Here is a 10,266-nt window from a genome sequence, read left to right on the forward strand (position 1 = left end):
TTTTCGCGCTCGCGCACCGCCTGGCGCACGGCCAGCGGGGGTTCGGGCGCCGGGCCGGGCGCGACCACGCCGCCGTGCACACGGCGCAGCACGCCCTGCGCCTCCAGCTCGACGAGGTCGCGCCGCACGGTCTCGCGCGAAACGTCGAGGTCCTTCACGATGCGCTCGGTGCTCACGCGGGTGAGCGTGGCCAGCAGCGTGCGGATGCGGATGAATCGTTCTTCCTGCAGCATGTCCTGTGATCCTGTCGTGTCGGTTCGTTCGCGGGTGGGGATAGCGCAGGGGCCGTGCCCGCGGCCCGGTGGTGCCGGGTGGCTCCGTTCACCCGCAGGCGCCGGTGTCCTGGGAGCATCGCGAAAGAACGGGGGAGGGTGTGTGCGTTCCGTGCGGCCCCAGTGGGTGCGATGGGTGCATGGGTGCCCAGTGTTATCTTTTGCATGAAAGGGCACAAGCACCCAATATGCCAAGGTCAGGCGTCCGTTTCGTGACGGGTGCCAGTGCCGGGCAAGCAGTGGGGGCGCCGTGTCGATAGATGATTTTGTAGTTAGCAATGCATAAATCATTCGTTCCGGTTTGGAGGTGTGCTGAATAAAGTGGCAACCCAGAGGGCCCCGCCGGGCCCGTTCAAAGGTGGTTCACCATGTCGGCAGTTCTGTCCCACGCCCCGGTTTCCGCGACGGCCATCGCCCTGGACGATGATGCCGCGCCGCAGCCCTTCGATATCCGCCCGGTGGCCGGCGCCGCAGGCCCGCTGGGCGCCGAGGTGGTGGGCCTCGATCTGTCGCGGCCCCTCGGCGCGCAGGACTTCGACCGCATCCACCGTGCCCACCTGGCGCACCACGTGCTGGTGTTCCGCGACCAGCGCATCACCCCGCGCCAGCACATTGATTTCAGCCGCCGCTTCGGCCCGCTGCAGATCCATGTGCTGAAGAACTTCCAGCTGGCCGATCACCCCGAGATCCTGATCGTCTCCAACATCAAGGACGCCGGCGGCCAGCCCATCGGGCTGGGCGATGCGGGCCATTACTGGCATTCCGATCTGTCGTACAAGGAAAAGCCCAGCCTGGGCTCGCTGCTGCACGCGCAGGAGTTGCCCTCAGAGGGTGGCGATACGCTGTTTGCCGACCAGCACGCGGCCTACGATGCCTTGCCCCAGGCGCTCAAGAACGCCATCGCCCCGCTGCAGGCCGAGCACAGCTACCTGGCCAAGTACGAGGAGCTGCGCGCCTGCAGCCCCTGGCGCCCGAAGCTCACGCAGGCACAGATCGACGAGGTGGCGCCCGCCGTGCACCCGGTGGTGCGCACCCACCCCGAAACCGGCCGCAAGGCGCTCTTCGTGAGCGAGCACTTCACCACGCGCCTCGTCGGCCTGCCCGACGATGAAAGCCGCGCGCTGCTGGACGAACTGTTCGCCGCCAGCGTGCGGCCCGAGTTCCTGTACCGGCACCGCTGGCTGCCGCACGACCTCGTGTTCTGGGACAACCGCTCGGTCATGCACCTGGCGGCCGGCACGCCCGACAGCGAGCGCCGCAAGCTCTACCGCACCACGGTCGAGGGTGACCTGCCGTTCTGAACGGCCGCCGCCTTCGCCCCTGCGTTTCTCCCTTCCCCTTCTTCGTTGCTTCTCGCTTCTCGCTTCTCGCGCCAGGAAATGCCCACCATGCACCAGCCTTCACGCCGCGGCATCGCCCGCCGCACCCTTGCCGCCCTGGCCGCTGCCGGCCTCATCGCCTGCGGGATGGGGCTGCCCGCCGATTCGCACGCGGCTGAAGGCCAGTTGCGCATCGCGCAGCAGTTCGGCGTGGTGTATCTGCTGTTGAATGTGGCGCAGGACCAGAAGCTCATCGAAAAGCACGGCAAGGCGGCGGGCATCGACATTCAGGTCGATTACCTCCAGCTGTCCGGCGGCTCTGCGGTCAACGATGCCCTGCTGTCGGGCAACATCGACATCGCAGGCGCTGGCGTGGGCCCGCTGTTCACGCTGTGGGACCGCACCAAGGGCCGCCAGAACGTGAAGGGCGTGGCCTCGCTGGGCAACTTTCCGTACTACCTGGTGAGCAACAACCCCAAGGTGAAGACGCTGGCCGACTTCACCGAGCAGGACCGCATCGCGCTGCCCGCCGTCGGCGTGTCGGTGCAGTCGCGCGTGCTGCAGATGGCCTCGGCCAAGCTCTGGGGCGACAAGGAGTTCAACCGCCTGGACAAGATCCAGGTGGCCCTGCCGCACCCCGACGCCGCCGCCGCGATCATCAAGGGCGGCACCGAGATCACGGGCCACTTCGGCAACCCGCCGTTCCAGGAACAGGAACTGGCCGGCAACCCGGCCGCGCGCATCGTGCTCAACTCCTACGACGTGCTGGGCGGGCCTTCGTCGGCCACCGTGCTGTACGCGACCGAGAAATTCCGCCGCGAGAGCCCCAAGACCTACAAGGCGTTCCTGGATGGCCTGGACGAGGCCGCCAAGTTCATCACCGCCCACCCCGAGAAGGCGGCGGACATCTACCTGCGTGTGACCGGCGCCAAGACCGACCGGGACCTGCTGCTCAAGATCATCAAGAACCCGGAAGTCCAGTTCAAGGTGAAACCCGAGAACACGCTGGGCATGGGCCAGTTCCTGCACCGCGTGGGCGCCATCAAGAACGCGCCGACCACGCTCAAGGACTATTTCTTCGAAGACGCCCACACCGCGGGCGGCAACTGACGCGCGCCATGCGGATGGGACCCCTTTCCCCCGCGCTGATGGAGCGCCTGGAGCCCGAGACCGGCGGCGCCGGCGGTGGCGTGGCCCCAGCGTCCGGGCCGCTGCCCACCCGCGCGGCGGACCTGTCGGCGCTGCTGCACGTGGAGGGCGTGAGCATCGACTACCGCACGCGCGACACCGTGGTGCGTGCCACACACCGGGTGGATTTCCAGGTGCATGCGGCCGACCGCTTCGTGCTGCTGGGCGCTTCGGGCTGCGGCAAATCGACGCTGCTCAAGGCCATTGCAGGCTTCATCCCGCCGAGCGAAGGCCGCATCGTGCTCGGCGGCCAGCCCGTCACGCGGCCCGGGCCCGACCGCGTGGTGGTGTTCCAGGAGTTCGACCAGCTGCCGCCCTGGAAGACCGTGCGCGAGAACGTCATGTTCCCGCTGCTGGCCGCACGCCGCGCCAGCCGCGCCGAAGCTGCGGAGCGCGCGGCGCTCTACCTCGACAAGGTGGGGCTGTCGCGGTTCGCCGATGCGCACCCGCACCAGCTGTCGGGCGGCATGAAGCAGCGCGTGGCCATCGCCCGCGCCCTGGCCATGCAGCCGAGGGTGCTGCTGATGGACGAACCCTTCGCTGCGCTCGATGCGCTCACGCGCCGCCGCATGCAGGAGGAACTGCTGGGGCTGTGGGACGAGTTCCGCTTCACGCTGATCTTCGTCACCCATTCCATCGAAGAAGCGCTGGTGGTGGGCAACCGCATCGCCATCCTGTCGCCGCACCCGGGGCGGCTGCGCGCCGAGGTCAACTGCCACCAGTTCGGGCTGCACAGCCTGGGCGGCACGGCGTTCCAGGCCACGGCCCAGCGCATCCACCGGCTGCTGTTCGACGAGCCGGCGCCCGAAGGCGGCGCGGCCGGGCCGGTGCAGGCCGAGGTGCAGGCGCACGAGCGGGCCGTGCCTTCCGCCGCGGCGCGGCCGATCGGCGCCCTGCCTTTCCAGATTTCCGTATGACCGCTGCCCTCACCCCTTCCGTGGACGCCGCGCCCCGTGCGCGGCCCGAGCCGCCCGTGCGGCCGGAGTTCGAAGGCCCGCTCGCGCCGCTCGAAGGCATTGCGCCCCAGCAGCCGCTGCCGCTGTTCGCCCGCGTTTGGCAGCAGCAGGCCGTGCGGCGGCTCGCCATCCTGGCGGTGCTGGCCATGCTGTGGGAGCTGCTGGCGCGCTGGCAGGACAACGATCTGCTGCTGCCCACCTTCGTGCAGACCGCCCGGGCCCTGGCCGAAGGCCTGGCGTCGGGCGAGCTGCTGGCCAAGGCCGCGATCTCGCTGTCGGTGCTGCTCAAGGGCTACCTGGCCGGCATCGCGGGGGCCTTTGTGCTGACCACGCTGGCGGTCTCGACCCAGTTCGGGCGCGATCTGCTGTCCACGCTGACCGCCATGTTCAACCCGCTGCCCGCGATCGCGCTGCTGCCGCTGGCGCTGCTGTGGTTCGGCCTGGGGCAGGGCAGCCTGGTGTTCGTGCTGGTGCACTCGGTGCTGTGGCCGCTGTCGCTGGCCACCTACGCGGGCTTTCAGGGCGTGCCCGAGACCCTGCGCATGGCCGGGCGCAACTACGGCCTCACCGGCATCCGCTACGTGCTGCAGATCCTGGTGCCGGCGGCGCTGCCGTCCATCCTGTCGGGCCTGAAGATCGGCTGGGCCTTTGCCTGGCGTACGCTGATCGCCGCCGAGCTGGTCTTCGGCGCTTCGTCGGGCAAGGGGGGGCTGGGCTGGTACATCTTCCAGAACCGCAACGAGCTCTACACCGACAAGGTGTTTGCCGGCCTGGCGCTCGTGATCCTCATCGGGCTGCTGGTGGAGACGCTGGGCTTTCACACGCTGGAGCGACTGACGGTGCGCCGCTGGGGCGTGCAGCGCTGACTGAACGGCCCGCTGCACTGGGCGCGCGGGCCGGGGCCATGCCCCTGGGCTTTCAGGGCCCGGGCCGGCCGATCCGGGGCCGAAAAGCCGCAAGCCCTACACTTGCAGCCCATGTTTCGCTGGCTGATCGTCGTTTTTCTCGCGCTGGTGCTCATCAACGGCCTCACGCCGCTGCTGCAGCGCCTGGGGATGGGGCGTCTGCCGGGGGACTTCCGGTTCCGTCTGTTCGGTCGCGAGTGGTTCATACCACTCACCAGCACGCTGCTGCTCAGCGCCTTGGCGAGCCTGATCGCCAAGTGGGTGTGAGGCCCGCGCGTCGCCTGTCACGGATTTTCCATCTGCCCTTGTCACACTGGGCGCGCCCGATGTCCCGGCCGCCCCTTTGAAAGTCGTTTTTCCCATGTTCCGCTCCATCGCCCGGCTGCTGCCGCTGCTCGCCTGCGCCATCGCGCCGTTTTCCGCCATGGCCCAGGGCCCGGCCAACACCTTGCAACGCATCCAGGAAACCCATTCCATCACCCTGGGCGTGCGCGAAGCGGCCTGGCCGTTTTCGTTCCTGGACGACAAGAAGGCCCCCGCGGGCTACTCCGTGGACCTGTGCCTGGCCGCGGTCGATGAGATCAAGCGCACGCTCAAGCTCAAGGAGCTGGACGTGAAATACAAGGTGGTGAGCGGCACGGAGCGCATCCCCAAACTGGAAGCCGGCGAGATCGATCTCGAATGCGGCTCCACCACCAACACCAAGGCGCGCCAGGATCGCGTGGCGTTCAGCAACACCGTCTTCGTGGCGGGCATCCGCGTTCTGGTGCCCAAGGGGGTCAAGATGGATGTGCTGCAGGACCTGGCCGGACTGCCCGTGGCAGTGAGCAAGGGCACGACGTCCGAGAAGCTCCTGACCCAGCTCGCCGTCAACGAGGTGAAGATGCAGCTCAAGGTGTTCGCCTCCGACACCGAGGCCTACAAGGCCTTGCAGGATGGCACCGTGCGCGCCTATGCCAACGACGATTCGCTGCTGCTCGGCATGGCCGCCAAGAACAAGGCCGCGGACAAGGTGGAGCTGAGCAAGTTCGTGCTGTCGGTGGAGCCGTACGCCATCATGATGCGCAAGGGCGATACCGAGCTGGGCGCCGTGGTGGACCGCACGCTGAACCGCCTGTTCTCGAGCCGCGACATCGACCCGCTGTACAAGAAATGGTTTGCCACCGAGCAATTCAACCTGCCCATGGCGCGCCTGAGCCGCGAGAGCTTCAGCCGCCCGAACAAGGAGCCGGGCGTGGCGATGGTCCTGGGCTACTCCATCTGAGGCCCCTGCCAGGCGCGCCGGCGGTCGGCCCTGGCCTACATGCCGCCGCCGCCGCGCCGCCGATACTGGCGGGCAACGCCTGCGTCCGTTGACCGCCGCCGCCCCTGCGGGCCGGCCGGGCCCAGGCCCTGCACGAACGCGAGGTGGTAATGAGAGCATGCATCGACATCGGCGGCACGAAGATCGCCGTCGCCCTGGCGCCCGCGGGCACCGGCCTGGCCGAACTGGTGGCGCGCCGCACCGAGCCCACCGCCAAGACCGGCGCACCCGACGCCCTGGCCCGGCAGGCCCTGCGCATGGTGGACGAGGCCTGCGCCGAAGCGGGCATCACCCGCGCGCAATTGCAGGCCACCGGCGTCTCGGCCTGCGGCCCCTTCGCGCTGCGCGACGGCCAGGTGGAACTGGCCACCCCCAACATCTGCGGTGGCCTGGCAGGCCCCGGGCGCGACGCGCCGAACGACTGGATGCAGATCCCCCTGCAGGCGCCGCTGGCGGCCGCGCTGGGCACGGTCCATGCGCAGAACGATGCCGTCGCCGCGCTGCTCGCCGAGCGCCGCTGGGGCGCGCTGCAGGGCCTGGACCACTGCGCCTACGTGACCTGGAGCACCGGCGTGGGCGTGGGCCTGTGCGTGGACGGCCGGGTGCTGCGCGGCAAGAACGGCAACGCGGGCCATGCGGGCCACAGTTTTTCCAGCGACGGGCCGGGCGATGCCCTGTGCGGCTGCGGCAACGTGGGCGACGTGGAGTCGCTCGTGGCCGGCAGCTCGATGCCGCGCCGCTTCGGCCACGACGCCGAGCAGCTGGTCGATGCGGCCAAGCGGGGCGATGCCGCCGCGCACGCCGCGGTCGCGGGCATGTGCCGCGTGCTCGGCCGCATGCTCTACAACCTGGTGGCCACGCTGGACCTGCAGCGCATCAGCCTCGGGGGCAGCGTGTTCCTGCACCACCAGGACTACCTGCTGCCGCCGCTGCAGGCCGAGGTGTCGGCGCACCTGCCGGCGCTCACGGCCGGGGTGCAGCTCGTGCCGGCCGGCCTGGGCCTGCAGGTGGGCGACTATGCGGCGCTGGCGGTGGCGAGCGGCTGAGATGGATCAGCCTTCAACCTTCTCGCTTCGTCGGTTCGCCCGGCCATGCTGCAGCACCGGCTGCGGTGTCCCGCCGGGCGATGCGGCGCAATGACAAACCGCAGGAACCGTTACATGGCGGCCCGGTCGGGGGGACGATAATCCGGCCCCATGCACATCCGCTTCACCAAGATGCAGGGCGCGGGCAACGATTTCGTCGTGATCGATGAAACCCAGGGCCTCCTCGGCCTCACCGCCGCGCAGTACCGCTTCCTGGGCGACCGCCACTTCGGCGTGGGCGCCGACCAGATCCTCACCGTCCGTCCCTCGCCCGCCGAGGGCATCGACTTCGAATACGTCATCCACAACGCCGACGGCGGCGAGGTGGAGCAGTGCGGCAACGGCGCGCGCTGCTTCGCCCGCTTCGTGCGCGACAAGGGCCTGACCACCCGCGACCGCATCCGCGTGCGCACCCGCGCTGGCGACATCGCCCCCGAACTCACCCCCGACGGCCGCGTGACGGTGGACATGGGCCGCCCGGTGCTCGATCCCGCGCGCGTGCCGTTCGACACCACGGGCCTCACCCCCATCATGCAGGGTTTGGGGCAAAAATGGCCTCTGGCGCATGATTCACTAGGGCGTGATGCTATTGTTTTTGTAGCAGTCGTTTCCATGGGCAATCCGCACGCGGTGCAGCTCGTGGACGACGTGGACACCGCGCCCGTCGCGCAGACCGGGCCGCTCATCGAGCGCCATGCGCGCTTTCCGCAGCGCGTGAACGCGGGCTACCTCCAGGTCGTGGACCGCACCCGGGTGCGCCTGCGCGTGTATGAGCGCGGCGCCGGCGAGACGCTGGCCTGCGGCACGGGCGCCTGCGCCGCCGTGGTGGCGGGCATCCGCCTGGGGCTGCTCGATGCGCGCGTGGACGTGCAGACGCGTGGCGGCCTCCTCACCATCGCCTGGAGCGGCGGCGACACGGACCCGGTCTTCATGACCGGTCCCGCCACCACCGTCTTCGAAGGCCAGATCGACATTCCCGACACACCATGACCATTCCCCACAGCACCCAGGTTCCCCCCATCACCGAAGACGACATCGCCGAGTTCCTGGCGCAGACGCCGGGCTTTTTCGAGCGCCACGCCGAGGTGCTGGCCAGCGTGCAGATCACCAGCCCCCACGGCCAGCGGGCCGTGAGCCTGCAGGAGCGCCAGGCCGAGATGCTGCGCGAGAAGATCAAGGGCCTGGAGCAGCGCATCATGGAAATGGTGCGCCACAGCAACGAGAACGCCGCCATCGCCCACAAGATCCACCGCTGGACGCGCGAGCTGGCCGAGGCCCGCAACCCCTCCAGCCTGCCGCACGTGGTGGAGGAGGGCATCCGCCGCCTGTTCGACGTGCCCCAGGCCGCGCTGCGCCTGTGGGACGTGGCCCCCACCTATGCCGGTGCGGCCTACGCCCAGGGCGCGAGCGAGGATGCACGGGCCTTCGCTTCGTCGCTGACCATGCCGTTCTGCGGGCCCAACCTGGGGTTCGAGCCCACGGCGTGGCTGCCCGATGCATCGCAGGTGCAGTCGCTGGCCCTGCTGCCGCTGCGCGAAGGCGCGATCGACAGCACCGAGCCGGCCTTCGGTCTGCTGGTGCTGGGCTCGGCCGATCCGCACCGCTTCGATGCCGCCATGGGCACGGATTTTCTCGCCCGCATGGCGGAGCTGGCGAGCGGCGCGCTCTCGCGCCTGCGCTGAGCGGCGGCGCCGGCCCCTTGCCCGCCGGCGCCTTCTGCCCTTCATTTCCCCTGCATCGCCGCCTGCCATGACCGAACCGGTGCCCACCACCGATGCCGAGCCGGCACCGGCCGCCACCGCGCCCACCGATCCGGCGGTGCTGCGCTACCTGGAGCACGTGCGCGTGGAAAAGCGCCTGGCCGCCCGCACCCTGGCCCTGTACACGCTGGACCTGCAAAAGCTCGCCCGCTTCGCCGAAGGCGCGGGCGTGCCGCTGCTCGGGTTGACCACCGCGCACATCCGCCGCTTCGTCGCGCAGATGCACGGCGGCGGGCGCAGCGGGCGCGGCATCGCGCTCATCCTCTCGGGATGGCGCGGGTTCTTCACCTGGGCCGGGCAGCAGGGCCTGGTGCCGCACAACCCCGTGCAGGGCGTGCGGGCGCCGCGCGCGCCCAAGCCGCTGCCCAAGGCCCTGCCCGTGGACGACGCGGTGCGCCTGGCCGAGTTCGAGCACGCGGGCGGAGACCCCTGGCTGGAGGCGCGCGACACCGCCATGGTGGAGCTGCTCTACGGCTGCGGACTGCGGGTGGGCGAGCTGGTGGGGCTGGATGCCGTGCCCGGCCCCGACACCCAGCGCCAGGGCCGCGGTTGGATCGACCTGGAGGCCGGCGAGGCGCATGTGTTCGGCAAGGGCTCCAAGCGCCGCAGCGTGCCTGTGGGCACGGCCGCCCTGGCCGCGCTGCAGGCCTGGCTGGCGCAGCGCCCGCAGCCCTTCGGCGGCGCGGCGTCGGCGCGGCTGGATGCAGCGCTGTTCGTGGGCCAGCGCGGCCAACGGCTCACGGCGCAGTCGATCTGGCTGCGCCTGCGCCAGCGCAGCCAGCAGGCGGGGCTGACCACGCCCGTGCACCCGCACATGCTGCGCCACTCGTTCGCCAGCCACCTGCTGCAGTCGAGCGGCGACCTGCGCGCGGTGCAGGAGCTGCTCGGGCACGCCAACATCACCACCACGCAGGTCTACACGCGGCTCGATTTCCAGCACCTGGCCAAGGTGTATGACGCGGCCCATCCACGGGCCCGAAAAAAGTCCAGCGACTGAGGGGCCAGCCGCTGGTGCTGGGCCTGGAGGCCGGCGGCCGGCCGCCAAGGCGTGATCAGCCGCGCACCAGGCGCCGCGGGATGCGCGGGGCCGCCAGGACCGGGCGCTGGGGCAGCTTGAAGGCCGCCACCGAAGCCAGCAGTTCGCGGGCCCGGCTGCTCAGGGCGGCGGCGGCCGCGGCCATCTCCTCGACCATGGCGGCGTTGTGCTGGGTGGTCTGGTCCATCTGTGTCACGGCGCCGTTGATCTGGTCCACGCCCTCGCTCTGCTCGCGGCTGGCGGCGGTGATCTCGCCGACCAGCCCGCTCAGGCCGCCGATGCTGCTCACCACGCTGCCCATGGTGTGGCCCGCGCGGTCCACCAGGGCCGTGCCCGCGTTCACACGCTCCACGCTGGCGGTGATGAGGCCCTTGATCTCGCCGGCCGCCTGCGCCGCGCGCTGGGCCAGGTGCCGCACCTCGCCCGCCACCACGGCGAAGCC

12 protein-coding genes are annotated in these 10,266 nt (G+C 70.3%); 10 read left to right on the plus strand and 2 right to left on the minus strand.

The genetic code is table 11. From position 1 onward, the window contains the following. Window positions 1-233: DeoR family transcriptional regulator (locus tag AC27IO_RS15585; RefSeq protein WP_498739560.1), on the minus strand; the 233-nt coding region annotated here is incomplete at its 3' end. Window positions 234-640: 407 nt separating this feature from the next. Here AC27IO_RS15585 and AC27IO_RS15590 point away from each other — a divergent pair. From AC27IO_RS15590 to AC27IO_RS15635, 10 genes are all read left to right on the plus strand, one after another. Then, window positions 641-1,573, plus strand: coding sequence for a TauD/TfdA dioxygenase family protein (locus AC27IO_RS15590; protein WP_498739562.1), 933 nt, complete (start codon window positions 641-643; stop codon window positions 1,571-1,573). Between the two features lie 78 nt (window positions 1,574-1,651). Further along, complete coding sequence (locus AC27IO_RS15595) at window positions 1,652-2,701, plus strand: ABC transporter substrate-binding protein (protein ID WP_498739563.1); 1,050 nt, start codon at window positions 1,652-1,654, stop codon at window positions 2,699-2,701. Between the two features lie 14 nt (window positions 2,702-2,715). Next, the gene (locus AC27IO_RS15600; RefSeq protein ID WP_498739565.1) at window positions 2,716-3,696 is read left to right on the plus strand and encodes an ABC transporter ATP-binding protein; all 981 of its coding nucleotides are present in this window, start codon (window positions 2,716-2,718) and stop codon (window positions 3,694-3,696) included. After that, window positions 3,693-4,601: an ABC transporter permease gene (locus AC27IO_RS15605; protein WP_498739567.1), complete on the plus strand. Its 909-nt coding sequence runs from the start codon at window positions 3,693-3,695 to the stop codon at window positions 4,599-4,601. The genes AC27IO_RS15600 and AC27IO_RS15605 overlap by 4 nt, the downstream gene beginning before the upstream one ends. A 111-nt stretch (window positions 4,602-4,712) precedes the next feature. Further along, the gene (locus AC27IO_RS15610; RefSeq protein ID WP_272549218.1) at window positions 4,713-4,907 is read left to right on the plus strand and encodes a DUF2905 domain-containing protein; all 195 of its coding nucleotides are present in this window, start codon (window positions 4,713-4,715) and stop codon (window positions 4,905-4,907) included. Between the two features lie 94 nt (window positions 4,908-5,001). Beyond that, on the plus strand, window positions 5,002-5,904 hold the full coding sequence (locus AC27IO_RS15615) for an amino acid ABC transporter substrate-binding protein (protein WP_284405259.1): 903 nt from the start codon (window positions 5,002-5,004) through the stop codon (window positions 5,902-5,904). Window positions 5,905-6,053: 149 nt separating this feature from the next. Continuing rightward, on the plus strand, window positions 6,054-6,989 hold the full coding sequence (locus tag AC27IO_RS15620) for an ROK family protein (protein WP_498739569.1): 936 nt from the start codon (window positions 6,054-6,056) through the stop codon (window positions 6,987-6,989). 150 nt (window positions 6,990-7,139) lie between these two features. Then, window positions 7,140-8,018 (plus strand): diaminopimelate epimerase, encoded by an 879-nt coding sequence (gene dapF / locus AC27IO_RS15625; protein WP_498739571.1) that lies wholly within the window; start codon window positions 7,140-7,142, stop codon window positions 8,016-8,018. Next, on the plus strand, window positions 8,015-8,710 hold the full coding sequence (locus AC27IO_RS15630; protein WP_317356092.1) for a DUF484 family protein: 696 nt from the start codon (window positions 8,015-8,017) through the stop codon (window positions 8,708-8,710). The genes dapF and AC27IO_RS15630 overlap by 4 nt, the downstream gene beginning before the upstream one ends. Window positions 8,711-8,777: 67 nt before the next feature. Further along, on the plus strand, window positions 8,778-9,785 hold the full coding sequence (locus AC27IO_RS15635; RefSeq protein ID WP_498739573.1) for a tyrosine-type recombinase/integrase: 1,008 nt from the start codon (window positions 8,778-8,780) through the stop codon (window positions 9,783-9,785). A 55-nt stretch (window positions 9,786-9,840) separates the two neighbouring features. Here AC27IO_RS15635 and AC27IO_RS15640 read toward each other — a convergent pair. Then, window positions 9,841-10,266 (minus strand): methyl-accepting chemotaxis protein (locus AC27IO_RS15640; protein WP_498739575.1); only part of this gene is annotated, 426 nt, incomplete at its 5' end.

The organism is Acidovorax sp. KNOB132, assembly GCF_057541515.1.

Excerpts from the sequence above, each read along its gene's own strand:
- AC27IO_RS15635 (WP_498739573.1), top strand. The coding sequence starts at position 8,778 with ATGACCGAACCGGTGCCCACCACCGATGCCGAGCCGGCACCGGCCGCC.
- AC27IO_RS15610 (WP_272549218.1), top strand. The coding sequence starts at position 4,713 with ATGTTTCGCTGGCTGATCGTCGTTTTTCTCGCGCTGGTGCTCATCAAC.
- AC27IO_RS15620 (WP_498739569.1), top strand. The coding sequence starts at position 6,054 with ATGAGAGCATGCATCGACATCGGCGGCACGAAGATCGCCGTCGCCCTG.
- AC27IO_RS15630 (WP_317356092.1), top strand. The coding sequence starts at position 8,015 with ATGACCATTCCCCACAGCACCCAGGTTCCCCCCATCACCGAAGACGAC.
- AC27IO_RS15600 (WP_498739565.1), top strand. The coding sequence starts at position 2,716 with ATGGGACCCCTTTCCCCCGCGCTGATGGAGCGCCTGGAGCCCGAGACC.
- dapF (WP_498739571.1), top strand. The coding sequence starts at position 7,140 with ATGCACATCCGCTTCACCAAGATGCAGGGCGCGGGCAACGATTTCGTC.
- AC27IO_RS15615 (WP_284405259.1), top strand. The coding sequence starts at position 5,002 with ATGTTCCGCTCCATCGCCCGGCTGCTGCCGCTGCTCGCCTGCGCCATC.
- AC27IO_RS15605 (WP_498739567.1), top strand. The coding sequence starts at position 3,693 with ATGACCGCTGCCCTCACCCCTTCCGTGGACGCCGCGCCCCGTGCGCGG.
- AC27IO_RS15590 (WP_498739562.1), top strand. The coding sequence starts at position 641 with ATGTCGGCAGTTCTGTCCCACGCCCCGGTTTCCGCGACGGCCATCGCC.
- AC27IO_RS15595 (WP_498739563.1), top strand. The coding sequence starts at position 1,652 with ATGCCCACCATGCACCAGCCTTCACGCCGCGGCATCGCCCGCCGCACC.